Origin of the sequence: Delftia sp. CH05 (assembly GCF_009827015.1) — a bacterium.
Lineage (GTDB): Bacteria > Pseudomonadota > Gammaproteobacteria > Burkholderiales > Burkholderiaceae_C > Comamonas > Comamonas tsuruhatensis.
In genome coordinates, this window is the sequence record NZ_WUMG01000004.1 from 81,689 (window position 1) to 105,358 (window position 23,670).

The following is a 23,670-nucleotide window of genomic DNA, read 5'->3' on the forward strand; positions in this document are numbered from 1 at the left end:
TCTGCGCCGTGTAGATTTTCCGGTCACGCCATGTCCCTGTCCGAATCCGGGCTGCGCATACTCGCAGCCGCTGTCCTGGTACTGCTGTATGTGGCCATGTGCGCCGCCATCTGGTGGCGCGAGCGCCGCCAGCGCGCGCGGGCGCAGCACGAAGCCGCGGCGCTGGCCTCGGCGCGCGAGGGCGCGCTCCCCCTGCTTGTGGCCTATGCCAGCCAGACGGGCCAGGCAGAGGAGCTGGCACGCGAGACTGCGCGGCTGCTGCATACGGCCGGTGAGAGCGTGCATCTGTGCGCCCTCGATGCCGTTGATGTGAAGCTGCTGGCGCAGACCCAAAGGGCGCTGTTCATCGCCAGCACCTATGGCGAGGGCGATCCGCCCGACAACGCAGCCCTGTTCCTGGCGCACTCCATGGCGCAGGCGCAGGACCTGTCCCATCTGCAATACGGCCTGCTGGCGCTGGGCGACCGGCAGTACGCGCAGTTCTGCGGCTTTGGCCGCGCGCTGGACGGCTGGCTGCGCGCCGCAGGCGCCAGTCCCTGGTTCGAGCGCATTGAAATGGACAACGGCGCGCCGCAGGCGCTCACCGCCTGGCAGCACCAGCTGACCCAGATCAGCAGCCTGGGCGACATGCCTGCGTGGGAGACGCCGGTATTCAGCAAATGGACGCTGGCCGCGCGCCGGCATATGAACCCGGGCAGCGCAGGCGAGCCGGTGTTCCACATCGAGCTGCAGCCCCCTGCAACGGAGGCCGCGCTGTGGGAGTCCGGCGACCTGGCGCAGGTCTGCATTCCTGCGGACCCGCAGCATCCGCGCGAGTACTCCATCGCCTCCATCGCCCAGGACGGCCGCGTGCACCTGCTGGTGCGCCAGGCGCGTCGCGAGGATGGCTCGCCGGGCCTGGCCTCGGGCTGGCTCACGCAGGGCGCGCCCCTGGGGGCAGCCATCACCCTGCGGCTGCGTGCGCACCGCAATTTCCGGCTGGAAGACAACCTGCAGCGCCCGCTGGTGCTGATCGGCAACGGCACGGGTCTGGCCGGCCTGCGCAGCCACCTGCGTGCGCGTGCCGCAGCAGGCCTGGGGCCCAACTGGCTGCTGTTCGGCGAGCGCAATGCCGCGCATGACCGGCTCTATGGCGACGAGCTTCAGGCCTGGTGCGAGGGCGGCGTGCTGCAGCGCCTGGACCTGGCTTTCTCGCGCGATCGCAGCGAAGGCGCGCCGCGCGCCTATGTGCAGGACCTGCTGGCGCAGTCCGGCGATGTGCTGCGCCAATGGGTGGCGCAGGGCGCTGCCATCTATGTGTGCGGCAGCCTGCAGGGTATGGCCCAGGGCGTGGACCAGGCGTTGCACGCCGTGCTGGGTGAGGCGCAAATGGACCAGCTGGTGCGCAGCGGCCGCTACCGGCGTGACGTGTATTGAGGTGGTGAGAGCAGCTTGCGCCAGCGCAAGCATTGGTGCCGTCAGCGCTTTCTGCTCCTAGGAACGTAGCATCCGTGCGACAGATAAATCCTATTGTGATCATGAGAATGGAAATGATTCTCAATGTTCATATAATTTCGTTACATATCCCCATCCCATCGCATAACCAAAGATTTCAAAGCGAGTTGCACGGGCCTCACAGCCCGTTTTCCGTTTCTGGAGTGTTTGCATGTCGTATCGCGATCTGCGCGGCGTTCTTCCGTCGCGTCCTTCCCCTCTGGCCCTCCTGGTGGCCGCCATCTGTGCTTCGGGTGCCGCATCGGCACAGACCCCATCGCAAAGCAATGCGGCTGCCGCCACCGAGTTGCGCGAAGTCGTGGTCTCTGCCTCGGGCTTCGAGCAGGACATCAAGGAGGCGCCAGCCTCCATCACCGTCATCCCGCGCGAGGAACTGGCCAAGGGCCGCTTCGGCAGCCTGACCGACGCGCTGGAGAGCGTGGAAGGCATCGACGTAGGCGCCCCCGCAGGCAAGACCGGCGGCCTGAACATCAGCATCCGCGGCATGCCCAGCGACTACACGCTGGTGCTCATCGACGGCCGCCGCCAGAATTCGGCCGGCAATGTCACGCCCAACGGCTTTGGCGAGACGCAGACCAGCTTCATGCCGCCCATCGGCGCCATCGAGCGCATCGAGGTCATCCGCGGCCCCATGTCCACTCTCTACGGCTCCGACGCCATGGGCGGCGTGATCAATATCATCACGCGCAAGGTCGGCAAGACCTGGACGGGCAGCGTCAGCGCCGACTACACGCTGCAGCAAGAGTCGGAGTTCGGTGATATCAAGTCCGGCAAGTTCTACCTGAGCGGCCCCATCAAGGAGGACCTGCTGGGCCTGTCGATCCGCGGCAGCACCCAGCGCCGGGCCGCTTCGGACATCACCTATGCGGGCGCCAACGGCCAGCCAGCCGTTCCCATCATGGGCGGCAACCCCGTCAAGTCCGAGATCAACAACCTGGGCCTGCGCCTGGCGCTCACGCCCAACAGGTACCACGACATCACGCTGGACCTGGACTCGGGCCGCCAGACCTATGACAACTCGCAGGGCCAGTTGGGCACGCTGGGCACGGGAGGCTACAGCCCCGAGCAGAAATACAACCGTGACCAGCTCACGCTGGCCCATACCGGTCGCTACGGCTTCGGAACCTGGGACACCAGCTTCATGGTCAACCGGACCGAGACCATCGGCCGGACCATTCCCCGGGGAACCCCGGGCGCGACGCCAGGTGCCGCGCGCACGCTGGAGGTGGAAAGCAAGGTGCTGGACAGCAAGCTGGTCCTGCCCTGGGGTGCCCACCTGACCACGCTGGGCGGCCAGTGGTGGGATGCCGAGATGAAGGACGGCGTGGCGCCGAACAAGTTCGCCTTCACGCAGAAGGCCCTGTTTGCCGAGGACGAATGGAGCCTGACCGACGCCTTCAAGCTCACCATGGGCGCGCGCTATGACCGCCACAGCCTCTTCGGCGGCAAGCTCAGCCCGCGCATCTACGGCGTGTGGAATGCCGCGCCGCAGTGGACCGTGAAGGGCGGCGTCAGCAACGGCTACAAGACGCCGCGCGTGGAGCAGCTGGCGCCCGGCATCAACGGCTTCGGCCAGCAGGGCCGCCTGCCGCTGGTGGGCAGCCCCAACCTCAAGCCAGAAACCAGCCGCACCACCGAACTGGGCGTCTATTTCGACAGCCCCACGGGCTTTGCGGGCAGCGCCACGGTGTTCAACAACGAGTTCAAGGACAAGATCACCAGCGGCCCGGGCCTGATCAACTGCGACTTTGCGGCAGCGCCCAATCGCCCCGGCTGCGTGAGCTTCGGCGACTGGCCGCTGGTGGATGCCTTCGGCCAGTCCATCAACGTGGACGAGGCCGTCACGCGTGGCCTGGAGCTGAGTGCGCGCATGCCGCTGGCGCGCGGCTGGAACGCCAGCGCCAACTACACCTTCACCAAGAGCGAGCAAAAGAGCGGCCCCAACCGTGGCAACCCGCTGAGCGACACACCCAGGCACGCGCTCAACGCCCGCCTGAACTGGGAGCCGGGTGCCCAGTGGAACCTGTGGCTGCGCGCCGAGTACCGCAGCGAGCGCTACCGTGACCCCGGCACCAGCGCCAGCTCCCAGGCCGCCAAGGCCGCGCTGGGCAACTACAAGGCCTATACCCAGTTCCACCTGGGCGGCAGCTACCGCGTGAGCAAGCAGTTCACCATCAACGCGGCCATCTACAACCTGTTCAACAAGGATTTCGTGGACTACCAGCCCTACAACGTACCGGGCCAGGTCCAGGGCACCGTGATCTTTGGCAACCGCTACGCGAACAACCAGGAAGGCCGCCGCCTGTGGGTGTCTGCCAACTACGAGTTCTGAGGCGGGTTCCGGGGCGCCTGGCTGGCCTGCACGCGTGAAGGGGCCAGCCTGACCAGCACCTGCAGCGTGCGGTTCAGCGGCACGGGCACGCCCAGGGCCTCGCCGCGCCGCACCACGTAGCCGTTGAGGTGATCGATTTCGCTGGGCTTGCCCAGCGCCAGGTCCTGGGCGGTGGACGAAAACTGGCCCGGCATGGTGGCCGGCAGGCCGCGCACGGCAGCGGGCACGTCGCCGGGCAGGGCCACGCCGTCGGCCCTGGCCACGGCCAGGCATTCGGCCACCACGTCGTCCACCACGTCCGTCACGCCGGGCGACTGCACCAGCGGGCCGTAGGGCAGCTGGCACAGCGCCGACAGCGCGTTGTAGGCGCAGTTGATCACCAGCTTGGCCCACAGCGCGCCGCGCACGTCGGGCGATACCTGCACGGCAATGCCTGCCTTGCCAAACTGCAGGGCCACCTGTTCACTGAGTGCAGACGGCGCAATGACCAGCTCGCCGCGGCCGAAATGGCGCACATGGCCGGGGCCGGCCATGGCCGTGGCCACGTAGACCACGGCGGCGGCCACGGCCACGGACGGGCCCAGCACGGCGCGCACGCGCTCGTCGTTGTCCACGCCGTTTTGCATGGTCAGCACCAGGGTGCCCGGCGCCAGGTGCGGCTGCATCTCGCGGGCTGCCTCCTCGGTGGCCGTGGACTTGACGCAGAACATCACCACATCGGCATCGCGCACGGCGCTGGCCTCGGTCGATGCCTGCATGGGCACCTGGATGTCCAGCGTCGCCGTCTCCAGCCGCAGGCCATGCTGCTGCACGGCCTGCACATGGGCGGGGCGGCCGATCAGCGTGACCTGGTGGCCGGCGCGCGCCAGCAGCGCGCCGAAATAGCAGCCCACGGCGCCTGCGCCCATGACGGCGATGCGCAGCGGTTCGGAAGGAGAGGGGAGGCGGGCGGAAGAAGCGTCCATGGTGCAGATCGGATGGGCCTTTGATGGCGCCCAGTCTAGCCAGGCTGCCGTCGAAGGCCCATGCCGTCTTCCCTGCCGGGTGCCATTGCGGACGTCAGGCAACCCTCATGCCGTCTGCAGGCACAGGTACTTGGTCTCCAGGTATTCCTCGATGCCGTGGCGCGAGCCCTCGCGGCCCAGGCCGGACTGCTTGACGCCGCCGAAGGGCGCGACCTCGTTGCAGATCAGGCCGGTGTTGATGCCCACCATGCCGTACTCCAGCGCGCGCGACACGCGCCAGATGCGGCGGTTGTCGTTGGTGAACAGGTAGGCGGCCAGGCCGTAGATGGTGTCGTTGGCGCGGCGCACCACCTCTTCCTCGTCATGGAAGCGGAACAGCGGCGCCAGCGGGCCGAAGGTCTCTTCCTCGCAGACTTGCATGCTGTCGTTCACATCGGCCAGCAGCGTGGGCTCGAAGAACAGCTGGCCCGGCACCGGGCGCCTGCCGCCCGCCAGCAGGCGCGCGCCCTTGGACAGCGCATCGGCCACATGGCTTTCCACCTTCTGCACGGCCGCCTCGTTGATCAGCGGGCCATGGGTCACGCCGGGCTCCAGCCCATTGCCGACCTTGAAGCCCGCCATGGCACGGGCCAGGCGGCGGGCCAGTTCGTCGTGGATGCCGTCCTGCACATAGATGCGGTTGGCGCACACGCAGGTCTGGCCGGCGTTGCGGAACTTGGAGGCCACGATGCCGGCCACGGCCTGGTCGATGTCGGCATCGTCAAACACGATCAACGGTGCATTGCCGCCCAGCTCCAGCGACAGCTTCTTGACCGTGTCGCTGCACTGGCGCATCAGCAGCCGCCCGGTGGCCGTGGAGCCCGTGAAGCTGAGCTTGCGCACCACGGGGCTTTGCGTCAGCGCCTGGCCGATGTCCTGCGGATGGCCGGTCAGCACCTGGAAGACGCCGGCGGGAATGCCGGCCTCCTCGGCCAGCACGGCCAGGGCCAGGGCCGTGAAGGGCGTGCTTTCGGCCGGCTTGACCAGCATGGTGCAGCCGGCGGCCAGCGCCGGGCCGGCCTTGCGCGTGATCATGGCGGCCGGGAAATTCCAGGGCGTGATGGCGGCGCACACGCCAATGGGCTCGCGCAGCGTGAGCAGCTGCTGGCCTGCGTTGGGCGACTGCAGCAGCTCGCCGTCCACGCGCTTGCCTTCCTCGGCAAACCATTCGATGAAGGAGGCCGCATAGGCGATCTCGCCGCGCGCCTCGGCCAGGGGCTTGCCCTGCTCCAGCGTCATCAGCCGCGCCAGATCGTCCTGGTGCGCCAGCATCAGGTCGAACCAGCGGCGCAGGATGCCGGCGCGCTGCTTGCCCGTCAGCGCGGCCCAGGCGGGCAGGGCGCGCTGCGCGGCGGCAATGGCGGCCTCGGCCTCGCCGGCCTGCAGGGCGGGTACCTGGCCCAGGCGTTCGCGGGTGGCGGGATTGAAGACATCGATGGCGGGGCCGGAGCCCACGGGGTGCCAGCCCTGGGCAAGCAGGCAGGCCTGGCGGAACAGATCGGGGCGTTGCAGTGAAAGACTCATGGTGCAGCAGGGTGTGGCTGGGATGGGGATTCAGGCGGCGACTGGCTGGGACGCGCTCTGTGTGATGGCGCTGTCGATGATGTCCAGGGCCCTGGCGAACAGCGGCTGTGGAATCGTCAGCGGATAGAGAAAGCGGATGGCGTTGCCGTACAGGCCGCAGGTCAGCAGCAGCAGGCCTTGCTGCTGCGCACGCTGGACGATGGCGGCCACGCGCTGCGCGTCGGGCTCGCCGCTGCCGGGAATGTGGAATTCCACGGCCAGCATCGAGCCCAGGCCGCGCACTTCGGCGATGCCGGCATCCTGCGCCTGCAGGGCTTGCAGGCGCGCGCGCAGCTGGTTGCCCAGTGCGTGGGCGCGCTCGCACAGCCGTTCTTCATCGATCACGTCGAGCACGGCATGGGCCGCGGCCACGGCCAGCGGGTTGGCGGCATAGGTGCCGCCCAGGCCGCCGGGGTGGGGTGCGTCCATGACGGCCGCGCGGCCGACCACGCCCGAGATCGGCAGGCCGCCGCCCAGGCTCTTGGCCATGGTGATCAGGTCGGGCCGCACGCTGTAGTGCTCCATGGCAAACAGCTTGCCCGTGCGTGCAAAGCCGGTCTGCACCTCGTCGGCGATCAGCAGCATGCCGTGCTGGTTGCACAGCTGGCGCAGGCCCGTGAACAGCGCGGCAGGCACGGGGTTGAAGCCGCCTTCGCCCTGTACGGGCTCCACGATGATGGCTGCCACGCGCTGCGGGTCCACCGAGGTCTTGAGCAGCATGGCAATGGCGTCCAGCGACTGCTGCACGCTGATGCCCTGCACATCGCTGGGGAAGGGCGCGTGGAAGACTTCGCCCGGCATGGGGCCGAAGCCCTGCTTGTAGGGCGCCACCTTGCCCGTCAGCGCCATGCCCAGCTGGGTGCGGCCGTGGAAGGCGCCCTGGAAGGCGATCACGGCCGAGCGGCCCGTGGCATGGCGGGCGATCTTGACGGCGTTTTCCACCGCCTCGGCGCCCGTGGTGAAGAAGGCGGTCTTGGCCGGGCCGTCGATGGGCGCCAGTGCATTGATGCGCTCGGCCAGCGCAATCGCGCTTTCATAGGGAACGATCTGGAAGGCCGTGTGCGTGAAGCACTCCAGCTGGCGCTGCACGGCCTGCACCACGCGCGGATGGCGGTGGCCCGTGTTGAGCACGGCAATGCCGGCCGCGAAGTCGATGTACTGGCGGCCCTCGGCATCGGTCAGCAAGGCGTTGTCGGCCTGCACGGCGTGGAAGCCGCACATCACGCCCACGCCGCGCGGCATGGCGGCGGTGCGCCGGCTCTGGAGTTGCTGGTTGACGGACGAGGCTCTGGTGGTGTCGTTGGTGGCGGCGCTGGACATGGGAAGGTCTCCGTTGAGGTGGCTGCAATGCTTACGGTTATAGTGGCGATTGGTTCCATGAATGGAGCCATCTTTTGAAAAGATGATGGTGCCAATCGAGTTCGCCACCATCGCTTCCACAAGGCAGGCAACGCAGGCAACGCAGGCAAGGCAGACATGGCAAAACCTTCCGTGTGCGCGGACCTCATCCTCCAGATGGACTGGCGCGGGCTGGGCGGGGACCGCGTCCGCCTGAACCGGGCCCTGTACCTGGCGCTGCGCCAGGCCGTGGACAGCGGGGCCCTGTTGCCGGGCAGCCGCCTGCCGGCCTCGCGCGACCTGGCCCGCGAGCTGGATGTGTCGCGCAACACCGTCAACCATGCCTATGAGCAGCTGCAGGTGGAGGGCTATGTGCGCAGCCAGGTCGGGCGCGGCACGCAGGTGGTCGACACCCTGCCTGCGGCCATGCTGCTGAGCGGCGGACGTGCACCCGCCCGCCGCGCTGCCGCCGCAGCGCCTGCGCCTGGCGGCGGCCTGTCCGTGCAGGCACAGGCCTTGCTGAAAACCGCCCAGGCTTCGGAGCAGCAATGGGGCGCCTTCATGCCTGGCGTGCCCGACGTGACGCAGTTCCCGCGCGCCGCCTACGCGCGCATCCACAACCGCCTGCTGCGACACGCCGGGCCGCAGCTGCTCACCTATGGCACGCGCGGCGGCGTGGAGGCGCTCAAGCAGGCGCTGGCCGAGCACCTGCGCGTGGCGCGCTCGGTGAACTGCGCAGCCGATCAGGTGCTGATCACAGAAGGCGTGCACCAGGCCATCGACCTGGTGGTGCGCAGCCTTGCCGACCCTGGCGACTGCGTCTGGATGGAGGAGCCGGGCTACTGGGGCATCGCCAACGTGTTGCGCATGCAGCACGGGCTGAGCCTGCACAGCGTGCCAGTGGACGAGGAGGGCATGCATCTGCCGGACGGCCTGCCCGTGCCGCGGCTGATCTTCGTCACTCCCTCGCACCAGTACCCGCTGGGCGCCGTCATGAGCATGGCGCGGCGCCGCGCGCTGATCGCCTACGCGCGCCGGGTGGGTGCCTGGATCGTCGAGGACGACTACGACAGCGAATTCCGGTTCTCCGGCAGCCCCGTGCCCAGCATGCAGGGCATGGAGGAGGACGCGCCCGTCATCTACATAGGCACCTTCAGCAAGACCCTCTACCCGGGACTGCGCATGGGCTACATGGTGCTGCCCCCGACCCTGGCCGAGCCGCTGCGCCGCATCCATTCAGAGCTGTACCGAGAGGGTCACCAGCTGCCGCAGCAGGTCATCGCCGAACTGATCGTGGAAGGCCACTACGCCGCCCACATCCGCAAGATGCGCCTGCTCTACGGCAAGCGCCGCCGCATGCTGATGGCCTTGATCGAGCGCTATCTGGGCGCCGACCACCTGCCCTGGGTGGATAGCGGCGCGGGGCTGCATTTCGTGATGCAGCTGCCCGGGCAGGACGATGATGTCGTGCTCGCCGAGGACCTCCGGCAGGCCGGCATCTTCGTCAAGCCGCTGTCGCGCTACTACGCGGGTCCGCACCGGCGGCGTGGCCTGCTGCTGGGGTATGCCTGCGTTTCCGAGGAAGAGATAGGCGCAGCCTTCTTCCGCATGCTGGCAGTGCTCGGAGCCCGGCATGGCCGGCGCTGAGGCCCGGGCCGGACCATCCGGCCGGGCACCGCCCTTTCTGTCCCCATTCCCGCCGCCTTGGCTCCCGACGCCAACCCTTTTTTGTCTGCCTAAGGACGCACCATGATCTCCATCCGCCCCGTTGAACCCCATGAATGGCCGCAGTACCGGGATATCCGCCTGCGTGCCCTGCGCGATGCACCCGACGCCTTCGGCAGCACCTGGGAGTCGGAGGCCGCAAGGGTTGACGCGGACTGGGCTGCGCGGCTGCAGGCCGCCGTTGCCGGCGGCAGGGACAGGGTGCTCTTCGCCGTCAACGGCGGCCAGGCCTGCGGCCTGCTCTGGTGCAAGCTGTGTGCCCCCGAGCCCGGCGTGGCCGATCTCTTCCAGATGTGGGTCGATCCCGCCGTGCGTGGCCGGGGTGCGGGCCAGGCCCTGCTGGCCCAGGCCGTCGCCTGGGCCTGGCACAAGGGCATGCAGCGTGTGCGGCTGGGTGTGACCGATGCCGACTCCCCCGCCATGCGCCTGTACCTGGCGAACGGCTTCCGGCCTGTGGGCGGGCTGCAGCCGCTGCGCGAGGGCTGCGAACTGCGCGTGCAGACGATGGCCCTGGACCGGGCCGGCGGCTGAGCCGCTGCACAGCGCAGGAAGTTCCGGCAGTCAGTCCCTGCGGCCTCTGTCGCCCCCTGGTGGCCCCCGTGTAGCCCCCCGTAGCCCCGGCGTCCACAGGGCCGTCCTGCATCAGCCCGGCAGCACGGCCGGTGAAGGCACCTGCCGGGTCTTGGCCAGTTGCGCGTTGCTGTAGCGAAGATCAGCGGTGACCTCCGCTCCCAGCCAGGCGGGCGAGGGCGGCTGGATATCCTCGCTGGCCAGTTCGATCTCGGCCGTGACCAGCCCGGCCAGCGGGCCTTCGAATACATCGACCTCGAAGTCGAAGCCGTCCACCGTCACGATGTAGCGCACCTTTTCGAGTGCGCCATGCGCGCAGTGCTGGGCCAGCAGCGTCTCGGCGTCGGCCAGCGGAATCCGGTATTCGAATTCGGCGCGGCTCATGCCGCGTGCCGGCCCCTTGAGCGTGAGAAATCCGGCGTCCCCGGCGATGCGCACCCGCACCCACATGCCGTTGTCGGCGATGTATCCCTGCGCCATGCGCACGCCGGTCAGGCCGGTCACGACGCCGGGGTCGGCCACAAGGTACTTGCGTTCGATTTCGATAGCCATGCTGATGCCCTTGCAGACAAAGGCGGCAGTCTATCGCGCCACCGTCGCCCTGCCCGGCAGATGGCTCGCCACAAACAAAAAGCCCCGCAGGGGAGTGCGGGGCTTTTCAGGGGGTGGTTGCCGGCCCGGGGGCCGGCATCCACAGCGCCTTACAGCGAGTCGATGAAGCTGCGCAGCTTGTCCGAGCGGCTCGGATGCTTGAGCTTGCGCAGGGCCTTGGCCTCGATCTGGCGGATGCGTTCGCGCGTGACGTCGAACTGCTTGCCCACTTCTTCCAGCGTGTGGTCGGTGGACATTTCGATGCCGAAGCGCATGCGCAGCACCTTGGCTTCGCGCGGGGTCAGGCCGTCGAGGATGTCCTTGACCACGTCGCGCAGGCCGGCCTGCATGGCGGCGTCCACGGGAGCGGTGTTGTTGGTGTCCTCGATGAAGTCGCCCAGGTGCGAATCGTCGTCGTCGCCGATCGGCGTTTCCATGGAGATCGGCTCCTTGGCGATCTTCATGATCTTGCGGATCTTGTCTTCCGGGATCTCCATCTTGGCCGCCAGGATGGACGCATCGGGCTCGAAGCCGAACTCCTGCAGATGCTGGCGCGAGATGCGGTTCATCTTGTTGATGGTCTCGATCATGTGCACCGGGATGCGGATGGTGCGCGCCTGGTCGGCGATCGAGCGCGTGATGGCCTGGCGGATCCACCACGTGGCATAGGTCGAGAACTTGTAGCCGCGACGGTATTCGAACTTGTCCACGGCCTTCATCAGGCCGATGTTGCCTTCCTGGATCAGGTCCAGGAACTGCAGGCCGCGGTTCGTGTACTTCTTGGCGATGGAGATCACCAGGCGCAGGTTGGCCTCGATCATCTCCTTCTTGGCGTCACGGCTGGCGCGCTCGCCGTCGTTCATGCGCTTGTTGATGCGCTTGAGCTCGTCCAGCGGCACGACCACGCGCGATTGCAGGTCGATCAGGTTCTGCTGCAGTTCCTGCACGGGCGGGACATTGCGCTCCAGCACGCTGCTCCAGGGCTTGCCCGCCGCGACCTGCTCCACCACCCACTGCAGGTTCAGCAGGTTGGGCGGGAACTGGGCGATGAAGGTTTCCTGCGGCATGCCGCACTTGTCCACGATGATCTTGCGCAGCTCGCGTTCCTTCTTGCGCACGTCATCGACCTGGGCACGCACGAGGTCGCACAGCTTCTCGATGGTCTTGGCCGTGAAGCGGATGGTCATCAGCTCTTCGGTCAGGGCCTTCTGCACCTTGATGTACGTGGGCGTGCCGTAGCCTTCCTTGTCGTACACCTTGTGCATCTTGTCGAAGTTCTCGCGCATGGCGTCGAAGCGGCGCAGCGCCTCGTTCTTGAGTTCTTCGAGCTTCTTGGTCAGTGCCTTGGAGCCGCCCTTGCCGTCGTCGTCGTCCTCTTCGTCGTATTCGTCGAAGTCTTCTTCGGCCACGTAGTCGTCGTTCTCATTGGCGTTGACGAAACCGTCGACGATGGTGGAGATGACGACCTTGCCTTCGCGGATTTCCTCGGACATGGCCAGGATTTCTGCGATGGTGGCGGGCGAGGCCGAGATGGCCTCCATCATGTCCATCAGGCCGCCTTCGATGCGCTTGGCGATTTCGATCTCGCCTTCGCGCGTCAGCAGCTCCACCGTGCCCATTTCGCGCATGTACATGCGCACGGGGTCGGTGGTGCGGCCGAATTCGGAGTCCACCGTGGACAGGGCGGCTTCGGCCTCTTCCTCGGCTTCCTCTTCGGTGGTGGCGGACTGGCCCGTGTTGTTCAGCAGCAGGGTTTCCGCGTCGGGGGTCTGCTCGTAGACGGCCACGCCCATGTCGTTGAGCATGGAGATCACGACTTCCAGCGTCTCGGCATCGACCAGCTTGTCGGGCAGGTGGTCGTTGATTTCGCTGTGCGTCAGGTAGCCGCGCGTCTTGCCCAGCTTGATCAGCGCCTTCAGGCGCTGGCGGCGGGTGGACATTTCCTCTTCGGTCAGGACGGTTTCGTCCAGGCCGAATTCCTTCATCAAGGCCCGTTCCTTGGCCTTGCTGATCTTCATGCGCAGGGGCTTGACCTTTTCAGCCGGGGCCGAGGAGGCCTCGACCTCGACTTCCACTTCGGTCTCGACTTCGCCTTCCACTTCGCCATCGATGTCGCCATCGATGTCCGACAGGTCGGCGTCGTCCATGTCGTCGCCCGCTTCCTTGGCCTTGGGCTTGCGGCCGCGCTTGGCGGGAGTCTTGGCTGCAGCGGTGGAGGTGGCGGCCTTGGCCGGCGCCTTCTTGGCGGCAGCAGGCTTCTTTTCTGTCTGGGCGGGGGCGTCGTCGCCTTCGGCTGCCTTCTTGCGGCCACGCTTGGGCGTCGCGGCGGCGAGCAGTTCGTCGGCCATGGCTTTGAGTTCGGCTTGGGACTTGGTTACCACGTCGGTATCTTTCTTTGCTTTGGCCGCAGATGCGGCGCTCTTCGGTCCTGCAGCGGCTTTGCCGGCACCGGCCTTGACGGCCGGGGCTGAAGAGGTTGTCGAAGTCTTGGGCTTCGCTGGAGCTTCGGGGGCCTGCTTGGACTTCACGGACTTTGAAACGGGCATGAGCACCTCACGGTCGGGAGCGAACACACACAAAGGGAAACTCAAACAAGCGCCGCCTAAGCGCGCGCGGACGGACTAGGCCCGCCAGGGAAGCGTACATATTCCAGGCAAGATGTCTGGGCGATCATTTGGTGTGCAGTCCTTGCGGGAAATTGGGCCGTGCAGTTGCTGCAATCACGTGAGTTCGTCACGGGGCCCGGTCCGGAGGTGCTGCTGTCGCTCTTGCCGATAGCCCCCAATTATATCTGCTTACCTCGATTTCAAGAGGAAGTGCGCATCTGGTTTTCCAGGGCCTGCTGTCGGGCAAAGAGATCGCGATAGCGCTGGGCGGCGCTGGGGTCCCGTGCCATGTCGCGCAAGGCTTCGTCGATCTGGGCCTTGATGTGGACGATGACCATGCGATTGAGGACATCACGCAACTCACGGCGCAGCTCGGGCAGTTCGCCCTCGGGATGCGCGTGGGGGCCGCTCATGAGCCTGTCTGCCAGCGTTTCGTGAGGCAGGCCGCGCAGTTGTTCGCGCAGCACGGCAAAGGGCCGGGCACCGGATTCCTGGAACTGTGCCTCCATCCAGCGGAACATGGCGCCATGTTCGCCTGAGCAGTGCGCCAGTGCCTCGAAGTCCTCGTGGGTGAGTTCTTCCATGAATTCCATGTGCGCCATGAGCAGGCGTGCCGCCTGGTCGGTGCGTGTGGCTGGCGCGCCACGCGGGCCCATGGGGGGCGGGTTGAAGTCGGCCCGGCCATTCTTGTCCCAGGGTTTGCGCGGCCAGGGCTTTTTGCCGCCGCGCCCGGGCTCGCCGCTGCGCCAGCCGCCCGCGCCGCTTCCATGGCCGCCACGCTCGTGCCAGCCCGAAGGCGCGCCGTATTCGACAGGCTGGCCCCAGTCGGGCGCGGCCGGTGCATGGCCGGCCTGCTGGCCCGGATGGGAAGCACCGCCGGCCATGGAGCCCCGCGCCGGGCCGCTGCGGGCGGCTTCCTGCGACCACAGGTCGGAGAGGTCGCGCGCATCGAGCTGCACGAGTTCGGCGATCTCGCCCAGCAGCTGGCGCTTGAGCGCGCCGTCAGGCAGGGCCGTCCACAGGGGGCGGGCATTGCTGGCCATGTGGGCACGGCCTTCGGCCTGGCCCAGGTCGCAGCCTTCGCTGGCCGCCTCGATGAGAAAGCGGCTCAGCGGCAGCGCGTCGCCCACGTAGCGGGCAAAGGCTTCGCTGCCGTATTCGCGGATGAAGCTGTCCGGGTCGTGTTCGGCGGGCAGGAAGAGGAATTTGACGCTGCGCGTGTCGCTGGCATAGGGCAGGGCCGCATCGAGCGCCTTGCGCGCGGCGCGCCGGCCCGCCCCGTCGCCGTCGAAGCTGAAAACGACGGCGTCAGTAAATCGAAACAGTTTGTGAATGTGATCGGGCGTGCAGGCCGTGCCCAGCGTGGCGACGGCGTTGGCAAAGCCCAGCTGGGCCAGGGCCACCACGTCCATATAGCCTTCGGTGACCAGCGCATAGCCCATGTCGCGCAGGGCGGTGCGGGCCTCGAACAGGCCGTAGAGTTCGCGCCCCTTGTGAAACACCGGGGTTTCGGGCGAATTCAGGTATTTGGGCTTCTCGTCGCCGAAGACGCGGCCGCCGAAGCCTATGCACTCGCCCTTGACGTTGCGGATGGGAAACATCAGCCGGTCGCGGAAGCGGTCGTAGCGCTTGCCGTCGTCCTCGCCGACGATGACCAGGCCCGATTCTTCGAGCTGCGGATCGTCGTAATGCGCAAACACGCTGGCCAGGTTGCGCCAGCCGGCGGGCGCATAGCCCAGGCCGAAGCGCCTGGCGGTTTCGCCCGAGACACCGCGGCGCTTGAGGTATTCGATGGCCTGGGGGGAGGCTTTCAGGTGCTTGCGGAAAGATTCACCGGCCTTTTTCAGCACGTCGGTGAGGGTGGCCTGTTTCTGCTTCTGGGCGGCCTGGCGCTCGCGCTCGGCCGGGCTGATGTCGTCCTGCGGCACCTGCAGGCCGACCTGGCCGGCAAGATCCTGCACGGCCTCAACGAAGCCCATGCCGGCATGGTCCATCAGAAAACCGATGGCGTTGCCGTTCTTGCCGCAGCCGAAGCAGTGATAGAACTGCTTGCTGGGGCTGACGGTGAAGGAAGGCGACTTCTCGCTGTGGAAAGGGCACAGGCCCATGAAGTTGGCGCCGCCCTTCCTGAGCTGTACGTAACGGCCCACGATGTCGACCACGTCGACGCGCGCGAGCAACTCCTGGATGAACGATTGGGGAATGGACACCCGCGTATTGTGCCTTCGCGGGGCCATCCGGCCGTGCCCCGGGGGCACTGGCCGGCAGCGCCCGGCCCTCAGCCCAGGCGCTGGAAGGTCAGCGTGAAGGCCACGCCATCGCGCGTGTTGTGGGCCCTGATCGTGCCGCCCATCTTGGCCATGTAGGTCCTGGCCACGAACAGGCCCTGTCCCCGGTGCTCGGCGCCGCTGGCGGCAGAAGGCTCCTGGGACGCGGACACCCCCAGCTCGAAGATGCGCTCCAGCAGGTCCTCCGCAATGGTGGCGCCCTGGTTGTGCAGCGTGGCGCTGGCGGTGGACTCGGAGGCCGACAGCGACAGCGTGATGGCCGTGCCGGCCGGCCGGTAGCTGTCGGCATTGCGCAGGATGTGGGTGACCACGTCCTCCAGGGCAAATTCGTCGGCGCGCACGATCACGGCGCCGGCGGCTCCCGCGCTCCCGCTCTTGTTCCCGCCTTCGTAGACCACATCGGCAATGCCCGCATAGTGCGCGTTGGCCGCCACGTGGCTGAGGAAGGCGTCCAGGTCCAGCCGGCCCTCCGGCACGGTGGCGGCCTGCAGCGCCTCGGCCGGCGATGCCGTGCCGTAGAGCACATGCACGGCCTGCTGCATGCGCTGCACATAGCGGTGGCCGGGGTCGTCGGGGCCGTACAGCACCATCAGCGATTGCAGGGGCGACATGATCTCGTGGCCCACGGCATGCCACATGTCGCGTTCCTGCTGGGCGCGCAGCTGCTCGCGCTGCAGGTCGTCCTTCACGCGCTGCAGCAGGTCGGCCAGGCCGCCGGCCAGAATGCCCAGCTCGTCGGAACCACGCAGGTCCGACACTTCGAGATCGCCCAGGCGTGGCCCGACATGGCCGTCCTGCACGTTGTAGGAGACGGCGGCGGCGCGCCGGGTGAGGGCGGTCACGCGGCGGATCAGCCCCAGCTCGACGATCAGCCAGGCCAGCGCAATGGCGGCCAGCATGGCGCCCAGGTACCAGGACAGGCGCGTGGCCACGGCGGCCAGGCCCTGCTCCACATCGCGCGGGTGGCCGGTGAAGCTGACGGTGTAGTTGCCCGTGGGCGTGTCCAGAATGTCCTGGCCCGTGGGCACGGCCGGGGTCATGGTGGCGGCGGAGACGCCGGCTGCATCCAGCGGCAGCCAGCTGATCAGGCGCAGCAGCCAGGGCGCCGACGGCGCGGCCTGCACATCCACGCCCTTGAGGGTGATGGCGCTGGCCTCGTCGGCACCCACCTTGCGGATCTGCACGCGCTCGCCGGGCAGCAGGCTGCGCGAGATGTCGTTGAGCGAGGCGGCCAGCTGCGCCCCCGGCGCATTGCTGTCGAACAGGGGCGCGGCCGCCTCGCCCGGGGCCAGCATTTCCACGCGCACACGCATGCTGCCCAGGTCTTCGGGCGGCCAGACGGGGCGCACGTCCCTGCGGAACAGGGCCTCGCGGAACAACTCGACCGGCAGGCGGATGGAGTAGTGCGTGCGGCGCAGGCAATCGGCTGCAGGGGGTGTCTTGTCATTGCCCGCATGGCCCTGCACGCCAGGCGGCAGGTCGCGGCAATGGCCGTTCTGCCAGAGCCAGCCACGGAAATCGCGCACGGGCCGCGCGCGGGCGTCAAGCTGGGGCGTGCCGTTGTCCACAAAGCCGGTGAGCCGGCCGTGCTCGCCGTTGCCGGCCCTGCTGCCCTGCTGCGGCATGGCCTCATAGGGGGCGATCCAGCGGTAGGTGCTGCCGCGCATGTCCAGCGTGATGCGGGCGCGGTGCGCCTGGGCGGGCTCGCGCGAGCCGCGTTCGCGCGGTGTCAGCTCGCCTGCGAAGAAGCTGCCCACCAGATAGATGAAGCCGCCTGCGTAGGGGTTGTTGCCGATCGCTGCGCACAGCGAGGCGCCATCGGGATACTGCACCGAGCAGCCGGCCATCTCCACGGCCTGCTGGGACTTTTGCGGATCGTCGAAGTCGATGGCCGCGTAGGGCAGCAGCAGCGGCGCCAGCGGTGTCACGCCCTGGCCCAGGTGGCCGGCATTGAGCAGGGCCAGCCGGCCCGAAGGATGGCGCAGCCGCGCCATGACCTCGGCCTGGCTGCGCACAAAGCCGTGCTGGTAGGCCTGCCAGGCGCGTTCCTTCTCATCCTTGAGCACCACCACGCTCAAGGACACCGTGGCCACGGCCAGCAGCACGAACACGCCGCGCAGCAGAATGCGCTGGCGGAAGGCGGCCAGGCCCAGGCGCGGAACTTCCAGCCGGGGCAGCTCCAGTTTGGGGTTGAGCAGGCGCTTCATGCGCGGGCGGCGGCGCCGGCCTGGCCCACCCAGCGAAAGCCGCGCATGGGCACGTTCTCTATGCCTTCGAAGCCCGGGTCCACCTCGCGCAGGGCCTCGCGGATGGTGCTGACGTGCTTGCGCACGTTGTCGCGGTTGCGGCCGCTTTTGACCACCTCGAACAGCTCGTCGTAGGACACCACTTCGCCGCTGCGCTGGTGCAGCGTGGCCAGGATGCGCTGGGCCGTCAGCGGCAGGTTGATGCGCTCGCCGCGCCAGGTGGGCGTACGCTGCCACAGCGGGTCCAGCACCAGGGCATCGCCTGCGGGCGCTGCGGCGGCCTGCGCGGCCACGGGCGCCGCGCGCTGCGTGGTGCGCAGGATGTCGAGGAAAGTCTCGATGAAGTCCGCCTCCTCGAAGGTGGTCTTTTGCAGGTAGTCCCAGGCGTCCAGCGCTTTCATGATGCTGCGGTAGATGGCGGCCGGCATGGCCGACACCACCAGCACCGGCGTGCCCTGGCCCAGCTTGTTGATGGCGTTGATCAGCGCCACGCCGGCATGGCGCTCGCGGCCCAGCTCGATGTCCAGCACCACGGCGTCGTAGTGCTCGCGCGCCAGGGCGGCCTCGGCCTCGTCGCGCGTGAACCACTGGTCGATCACGATGCCGCTGCGCGCACTGCGTATCCATCCCGCCAACTGGTTGCTGGTGGGCAGGTCGTCTTCGATCACGGCGATACGGGTCATGGGGCTGTGCAGGGGTGGGGTCGGGGGAGGCCGCCGTGGCGGTGTTCGCGGGATTATCTCGGCCCTGCGCCGGCCCGGGTGTGAGTTTTTCTTCCGGGGCCGGAGCGTTTGCGCCGCCGGTGTGAGCGCTTTGGTCCGTGCGCTGCGTTGTTGCTTCCGGGGTGGATCCGAACAATCGGTCCTCAATGAGCCACCCCTGTTTCCGGTGCCTCAGAAACAGCCAACAACAGCCAACAACAGCCAACAACAGCCATCACAGCCGAGAGAGAGAACACCATGAAAGCCACCTGGAACCGCATCATGCAGGCCCTGACGGGCCGCAAGTCCGCCCGCCTGGACGGAGCCGGCACCGCCGATTTCTCCGAGCCTGCAGCCGACGCCGGCACGCTGCCGGGCAACGCGCCCCGCCGCCAGCCCGTGGACTGGGCAGTCCTGCTGCCCACGGCACGTACCGTGCGCTGGCTGGCCATCGGTGCCGTGGTGGTGGCGGCCGGCCTGGTGGTGGTGCGCAACCCGCCCGTGCAGCACCTGGAGCAGGGCACGCTGGGCGTGCGCCTGAACCAGTTCACGGGCTCCGTCAGCCTGTGGCGCGATGGCAGCGTGTGGGTGGTGCCGGGCCTGCACACGGTGCGCGTGTTCTCCCTGCGCGACCAGAGCTACCGTCCGGAGGCCATGCGCCAGGCCAATGGCAGCGCACCCCTGCAGTCGGTCGAGGGCCTGTCCCTGGGTCTGGACCTGAACGTGCGCTATGCGCTTGATCCCGCATCGCCCGCCGTCAAGGCCGGCAACCTGCCTCTGGACATAGGCGGCGACATCGTGGAGCCCGCCGTGCAGGGCCTGGTCTACAAGGTGTTCGCACGCTACACCGTGCGCGAGATCTTCTCGACCAAGCGTGCCGAGATCGCCCAGATCATGGAAACCGAACTGCGCACGCGCCTGGCGGCCGACGGCGTGACGCTGCGCAGCATCCAGATCGGCAAGGTGGACCTGCCCGCCGAGTACCGCCGCGGCATGGACAGCCTGCTGGCCGAGGAGCTGGCCTCCGAGAAGATGCGCTACACGCTGGAACTCAAGGACAAGCGCGTCAAGGAAACCGAGCTGGACGCCAATGCCGACAAGGTGCGCCGCGAAGTGGCCGCCGAAGCCGCCGCACGCGAGCAGGTGATTGCGGCGCGTGCCCAGGAAGAGGCCATGAAGCATGTGCTGCCCTTCAAGCAGCGCCAGATCGAGCAGCGCCAGCTGGAAGCCGAGGCCGAGCGCGTGGCCCGCGTGAAAGCTGCCGAGGGCAGCGCCCAGGCCCGCCGCATCGAGGCCAACGGCGAAGCCGATGCACGCCAGAAGCTGGCCGAGGCCGAGGCCTTCCGCATGGACCGCCTGGGCAAGGTCAACGCCGAGCAGATGGCGCGCGAAGGCACCCTGGTCACGCGCTACCCGCTGCTGATCCAGAAGACGCTGGCCGACAAGCTCTCGGACAAGATCCAGGTCATCATCGCGCCCCCGCCGACCAATGGCGACTTCATCGGCGCGGCCCTGCTGGGCGGCAGCCGCAATGCACAGGCCGGCGCAGCCTCCGTGGCGGCCGAAGATGCCAACGCAGCCGTTCAGGAGCAATAAGCCATGCTGACCGTATCGACCTTGGCCGCCGCAGCGCTGGCCACCGGCATGGGCAGTGCCATCGTGGTGCAGGACCAGGCCAGCCTGCGCGCCGCGCCGCGCGATGGCGCCCAGCAGCAGGCCAGCCTGTGGCAGGGCGAGGTGCTGGAGATCAGGGGCGAACGCCTGGACTACCTCCAGGTCTGGGACCACAAGCGCGAGCGCGGCGGCTTCATCCGCGCCAGCGATGTGCGCCGTGTGGCCCTGACAGAGGCCGATGCCCCCGCGCTGCTGGCCGTGCTGCGCTTCGTGCAGGACACGCCCGGTGCCGAGGCGCTGGGCATCGGCCTGGCGGCCGCCTACCTGCAGGCCGCGCCCGCCAGGACCCTGGCTGGCGCCGAAGGCGCGCAGGCCTTCGACGCACTGGGCGGCTTTGCCGACCGGCTGGCGCGGCGCGCCTCCGCCGCTGCGCCCGGCAAGACCTCGGGCGCCACGCTGTCGGCCCACCTGGATGTGGCCAGCGGCTACGGCCTGCGCTTTGCGACCCATGAGGTCGAAGGCCGCATGCAGGTCTGCTACGAAGGGGAATTCTTCCGCCGCGTGCTGGCCATGCCGGCCGCCGACGCGCCGCAGCGCGCCCGCGCCGCCCTGGCGCTGACACGGCCCGAATGCGTGGACCCCGATCTGCCGGCCCATGAGCGCGCCCGCCTGTACGCCTGGCAGGCCGATGTGCTGGAGCGCGTGGATGTGACCGGCCTGCCGCCCTACCTGCGCGGCCGCGTGCAGATGCGCCGCGCCAGCGTGTGGGCGGCGCTGGCCTTTCAGCAGGCGCGCAAGAGCATGGCCGACCCTGCCGTGGCGGCATCGGCCGCCCGGGCGCTGGCCGAGTTCACGGGCGTCAGCAAGTCCGAGCTGCCCGATGAAGACCAGAGCGCCTACAACGACGCGGCCATGCGGGTGAGCGCCGTGCGCTGGGCGCTGTCGCCTGTTGCTGCTGCGGCTCCTGCTGCCGGAGCCCGCCCGACGCTGCTGACCGAGCCCGGTGCTGCCGGCGAAACCTGCGTGCTGCTGGTGGACGCCCAGCACGGCGCCAAGGCTCCTTTGCTGCGCCGCTGCACCTATGGCGTGGTGTGGGCTGCATCGGCCAGCACCAACCGCGAGGGCACGGCTGTGGCCCTGGCCGTGCAGCCGCTGGAAGGCTGGCGCGAACTGTGGGTGCTGCGCAAGACCGAAGGCGGCTGGCTGGCCGATGTGCTTCCCCCCGCCGCCACCGCGCCGGAGACCGGCGTGGCCGAATGGGCGGGCTGGGTGCCTGGCGGCCAGCTGATGCTGGTGGCGCGCGAGGCCCGTGGCCAGGGCCGCTACCGCAAGAGCTTCGAAGTGGTGCGGCTGGACGGCCTGGCCACCGAGCGCGTGACCGGCGATGTGTCCGCCCTGCCGCTGTTCCAGCGCTGGCAGGACCCGGCCTGGAAGCGCCAGTCCCTGAGCCTGCGCTGAAGCAAAAAAAAGCCTGCACCGGTGGGGTGCAGGCTCGTCTCCAACGATGCCTGGAGCGTTGCCAGGCGACTCCTCTAGGAACTCCTTGTTCGCCTTCCAGCGGTGCTGGCCGGCGAATCCAAGCGGCGATTCTACGAGTGAAGCCGAGGCCGTGCGGCCGAGTCATCTGATAAATGATGTCTTATAGAGGACTGTGGTTGTGCAGTCGCCTGGGGGACAGTCGGGGGCGCGTCTGCAGGCAGATCAAGTGATTGTTTTGCATGAGTATTTTCAATTTCCATGAAATTCTGAAAGTTGTGATGCCCTGCAAAGACCATGCATGCCGCTTTGGTTATCCGGGCCTGTGCGGTGGCGCGCCCGGTGGTCGCGCATCAAGCTTGTGTAAGCCTGTCTTGCTATATCTTCAGGTTTCGCCAGTCTGCAATGGCAGACCTGCATCACACCAAGAACCCCAGCGAACCGGAGACCACGATGACCCACATTTACGACCAGCATCTGGAGCGCAACAGCGCCAACCATGCGCCGCTCAGCCCCTTGGGCTTCATCGCCCGCACGGCCGAGGTCTATCCCGAGCGGCTGGCCGTGGTCCACGGCACGCTGCGCCGCAACTGGGGCGAGACCTATGCGCGCTGCCGCCAGCTGGCCAGCAGCCTGCACAAGGCGGGCGTGGGCAAGAACGACACCGTGGCCGTGATGCTGCCCAATACGCCGCCCATGGTGGAGGCGCATTTCGGCGTGCCCATGGCGGGGGCCGTGCTCAATGCGCTGAACACGCGGCTGGATGCGGAAACCATCGCCTTCATGCTGGACCATGGCGAGGCCAAGGTGCTGATCGTGGACCCGGAGTTCACGGGCGTGGTGGCCAAGGCGCTGAAGCTGCGCCAGCGCAGCGCGCCGCTGCTGGTGATCCAGGTCGAGGACACGCTGTACGGCCCGGCCGCCGAGCAGGTGGGCAGCCTGGACTACGACGATTTCGTGGCCGGCGGCGATGCCGGTTTCGACTGGCAGCTGCCCGCCGACGAGTGGGACGCCATTGCGCTGAACTACACCAGCGGCACCACGGGCAACCCCAAGGGCGTGGTCTACCACCACCGGGGTGCGGCCATCAATGCCATCAGCAATGTGCTGGAGTGGGATATGCCCAAGCACGCCGTTTACCTGTGGACCTTGCCCATGTTCCATTGCAACGGCTGGTGCTTTCCGTGGACGGTGGCGGCACGCGCCGGCGTCAACGTCTGCCTGCGCCGGGTGGAGGCGCAGGCCATCTTCGACGCCATCCGCAACCACGGCGTCACGCATTACTGCGGCGCGCCCATCGTGCACGGCCTGCTGGTCAATGCGCCGGCCGCCATGAAGGAGGGAGTGCCCGCCGGAGTCAAGGCCATGGTGGCAGGCGCCGCGCCACCGGCCTCGATGATCGAGGGCATGGAGCAGCTGGGCTTCGACATCACCCATGTCTATGGCCTGACCGAGGTCTATGGCCCGGCCACGGTCTGCGCCAAGCATGCAGCCTGGGATGCGCTGGACATCGGCGAACGCGCGCGCCTCAATTCCCGCCAGGGCGTGCGCTACCACCTGCAGCGCTCGGCCAGCGTGCTCGATCCCGAGACCATGGAACCCGTGCCCCATGACGGCCAGACCATGGGCGAGATCATGTTCCAGGGCAACATCGCCATGAAGGGCTACCTGAAGAACCCGCAGGCCACGGACGAGGCCTTCCGCGGCGGCTGGTTCCACACGGGCGACCTGGCCGTGCAGCATCCGGACGGCTATATACAGATCAAGGACCGCAGCAAGGACATCATCATCTCGGGCGGGGAGAACATCTCGTCCATCGAGGTCGAGGACGTGCTCTACCGCCACCCGGCCGTGCTGGCCGCCGCCGTGGTGGCCAAGCCCGATCCCAAGTGGGGGGAGACGCCCTGCGCCTTCATCGAGCTGAAGGCCGGCGCCCAGACCACGGCCGAAGACATCGTGGCCCACTGCAAGAAGCACCTGGCCGGCTACAAGGTGCCGCGCGCCGTGGTCTTTGGCGAGCTCCCCAAGACCAGCACGGGCAAGATCCAGAAGTTCGAGCTGCGCCGGCAGGCAGGATCGGTCCAGGCCATCACGGGCTGAGGGCCGGGCCGCAGCGCGGGCA

At 68.1% G+C, this 23,670-nt stretch carries 15 protein-coding genes; 7 read left to right on the forward strand and 8 right to left on the reverse strand.

Annotated elements, in window-relative coordinates:
* Positions 1 to 30 precede the first annotated feature (30 nt).
* Together GRX31_RS05460 and GRX31_RS05465 are read left to right on the forward strand one after the other, a co-directional pair.
* Complete coding sequence (locus GRX31_RS05460; protein ID WP_160851801.1) at positions 31 to 1,416, forward strand: sulfite reductase subunit alpha; 1,386 nt, start codon at positions 31 to 33, stop codon at positions 1,414 to 1,416.
* Positions 1,417 to 1,645: 229 nt separating this feature from the next.
* Entirely contained in the window at positions 1,646 to 3,826 is a 2,181-nt protein-coding gene (locus tag GRX31_RS05465; protein ID WP_016451273.1) for a TonB-dependent receptor domain-containing protein, read from the forward strand.
* Here the strand turns inward: GRX31_RS05465 and GRX31_RS05470 are convergent.
* The 3 genes from GRX31_RS05470 to gabT all read right to left on the reverse strand — a co-directional run bounded on the left by GRX31_RS05470 (position 3,814) and on the right by gabT (position 7,713).
* Positions 3,814 to 4,791, reverse strand: coding sequence for a ketopantoate reductase family protein (locus GRX31_RS05470; protein ID WP_160851802.1), 978 nt, complete (start codon positions 4,789 to 4,791; stop codon positions 3,814 to 3,816). The two genes, GRX31_RS05465 and GRX31_RS05470, sit on opposite strands and share 13 nt — an antisense overlap.
* Positions 4,792 to 4,896: 105 nt before the next feature.
* Positions 4,897 to 6,354 carry an NAD-dependent succinate-semialdehyde dehydrogenase gene (locus GRX31_RS05475; RefSeq protein WP_160851804.1) on the reverse strand — a complete coding sequence of 486 codons (1,458 nt, stop codon included), beginning with the start codon at positions 6,352 to 6,354 and terminating at the stop codon, positions 4,897 to 4,899.
* Positions 6,355 to 6,384: 30 nt separating this feature from the next.
* Positions 6,385 to 7,713, reverse strand: a complete 1,329-nt coding sequence (gabT, locus tag GRX31_RS05480; protein WP_043791862.1) for a 4-aminobutyrate--2-oxoglutarate transaminase — start codon at positions 7,711 to 7,713, stop codon at positions 6,385 to 6,387.
* Positions 7,714 to 7,869: 156 nt separating this feature from the next.
* Between gabT and pdxR the strand changes: the two genes are divergently transcribed.
* A complete protein-coding gene (gene pdxR / locus GRX31_RS05485) occupies positions 7,870 to 9,378 on the forward strand; it encodes a MocR-like pyridoxine biosynthesis transcription factor PdxR (protein WP_016447587.1) in 1,509 nt (502 codons plus the stop codon).
* A gap of 102 nt (positions 9,379 to 9,480) precedes the next feature.
* Positions 9,481 to 9,987, forward strand: coding sequence for a GNAT family N-acetyltransferase (locus tag GRX31_RS05490; protein ID WP_016447586.1), 507 nt, complete (start codon positions 9,481 to 9,483; stop codon positions 9,985 to 9,987).
* Positions 9,988 to 10,098: 111 nt separating this feature from the next.
* Here GRX31_RS05490 and GRX31_RS05495 read toward each other — a convergent pair whose 3' ends face one another.
* From GRX31_RS05495 to GRX31_RS05515, 5 genes are all read right to left on the reverse strand, one after another.
* A complete protein-coding gene (locus GRX31_RS05495) occupies positions 10,099 to 10,578 on the reverse strand; it encodes a CYTH domain-containing protein (RefSeq protein WP_074920971.1) in 480 nt (159 codons plus the stop codon).
* 149 nt (positions 10,579 to 10,727) lie between these two features.
* A complete protein-coding gene (rpoD, locus tag GRX31_RS05500) occupies positions 10,728 to 13,163 on the reverse strand; it encodes an RNA polymerase sigma factor RpoD (RefSeq protein WP_016447584.1) in 2,436 nt (811 codons plus the stop codon).
* Between the two features lie 260 nt (positions 13,164 to 13,423).
* Positions 13,424 to 15,460 carry a DNA primase gene (gene dnaG / locus GRX31_RS05505; protein WP_160851806.1) on the reverse strand — a complete coding sequence of 679 codons (2,037 nt, stop codon included), beginning with the start codon at positions 15,458 to 15,460 and terminating at the stop codon, positions 13,424 to 13,426.
* A 41-nt stretch (positions 15,461 to 15,501) separates the two neighbouring features.
* Positions 15,502 to 17,718 (reverse strand): sensor histidine kinase, encoded by a 2,217-nt coding sequence (locus GRX31_RS05510; protein ID WP_160851808.1) that lies wholly within the window; start codon positions 17,716 to 17,718, stop codon positions 15,502 to 15,504.
* Complete coding sequence (locus tag GRX31_RS05515; RefSeq protein ID WP_016447581.1) at positions 17,715 to 18,440, reverse strand: response regulator transcription factor; 726 nt, start codon at positions 18,438 to 18,440, stop codon at positions 17,715 to 17,717. The genes GRX31_RS05510 and GRX31_RS05515 overlap by 4 nt, the downstream gene beginning before the upstream one ends.
* A gap of 276 nt (positions 18,441 to 18,716) precedes the next feature.
* On the opposite strand from GRX31_RS05515, the gene GRX31_RS05520 reads away from it, so the two are divergent.
* The 3 genes from GRX31_RS05520 to GRX31_RS05530 all read left to right on the forward strand — a co-directional run bounded on the left by GRX31_RS05520 (position 18,717) and on the right by GRX31_RS05530 (position 23,648).
* The gene (locus GRX31_RS05520; protein WP_016451278.1) at positions 18,717 to 20,054 is read left to right on the forward strand and encodes an SPFH domain-containing protein; all 1,338 of its coding nucleotides are present in this window, start codon (positions 18,717 to 18,719) and stop codon (positions 20,052 to 20,054) included.
* A gap of 3 nt (positions 20,055 to 20,057) precedes the next feature.
* Positions 20,058 to 21,530 (forward strand): hypothetical protein, encoded by a 1,473-nt coding sequence (locus GRX31_RS05525; RefSeq protein ID WP_046986653.1) that lies wholly within the window; start codon positions 20,058 to 20,060, stop codon positions 21,528 to 21,530.
* A 471-nt stretch (positions 21,531 to 22,001) separates the two neighbouring features.
* Entirely contained in the window at positions 22,002 to 23,648 is a 1,647-nt protein-coding gene (locus tag GRX31_RS05530; RefSeq protein WP_046986656.1) for an acyl-CoA synthetase, read from the forward strand.
* Positions 23,649 to 23,670 lie beyond the last annotated feature (22 nt).

Coding starts and splice junctions, on each gene's coding strand:
- GRX31_RS05460 (WP_160851801.1), top strand. CDS start 31: ATGTCCCTGTCCGAATCCGGGCTGCGCATACTCGCAGCCGCTGTCCTG.
- GRX31_RS05465 (WP_016451273.1), top strand. CDS start 1,646: ATGTCGTATCGCGATCTGCGCGGCGTTCTTCCGTCGCGTCCTTCCCCT.
- GRX31_RS05470 (WP_160851802.1), bottom strand. CDS start 4,791: ATGGACGCTTCTTCCGCCCGCCTCCCCTCTCCTTCCGAACCGCTGCGC.
- GRX31_RS05475 (WP_160851804.1), bottom strand. CDS start 6,354: ATGAGTCTTTCACTGCAACGCCCCGATCTGTTCCGCCAGGCCTGCCTG.
- gabT (WP_043791862.1), bottom strand. CDS start 7,713: ATGTCCAGCGCCGCCACCAACGACACCACCAGAGCCTCGTCCGTCAAC.
- pdxR (WP_016447587.1), top strand. CDS start 7,870: ATGGCAAAACCTTCCGTGTGCGCGGACCTCATCCTCCAGATGGACTGG.
- GRX31_RS05490 (WP_016447586.1), top strand. CDS start 9,481: ATGATCTCCATCCGCCCCGTTGAACCCCATGAATGGCCGCAGTACCGG.
- GRX31_RS05495 (WP_074920971.1), bottom strand. CDS start 10,578: ATGGCTATCGAAATCGAACGCAAGTACCTTGTGGCCGACCCCGGCGTC.
- rpoD (WP_016447584.1), bottom strand. CDS start 13,163: ATGCCCGTTTCAAAGTCCGTGAAGTCCAAGCAGGCCCCCGAAGCTCCA.
- dnaG (WP_160851806.1), bottom strand. CDS start 15,460: ATGGCCCCGCGAAGGCACAATACGCGGGTGTCCATTCCCCAATCGTTC.
- GRX31_RS05510 (WP_160851808.1), bottom strand. CDS start 17,718: ATGAAGCGCCTGCTCAACCCCAAACTGGAGCTGCCCCGGCTGGAAGTT.
- GRX31_RS05515 (WP_016447581.1), bottom strand. CDS start 18,440: ATGACCCGTATCGCCGTGATCGAAGACGACCTGCCCACCAGCAACCAG.
- GRX31_RS05520 (WP_016451278.1), top strand. CDS start 18,717: ATGAAAGCCACCTGGAACCGCATCATGCAGGCCCTGACGGGCCGCAAG.
- GRX31_RS05525 (WP_046986653.1), top strand. CDS start 20,058: ATGCTGACCGTATCGACCTTGGCCGCCGCAGCGCTGGCCACCGGCATG.
- GRX31_RS05530 (WP_046986656.1), top strand. CDS start 22,002: ATGACCCACATTTACGACCAGCATCTGGAGCGCAACAGCGCCAACCAT.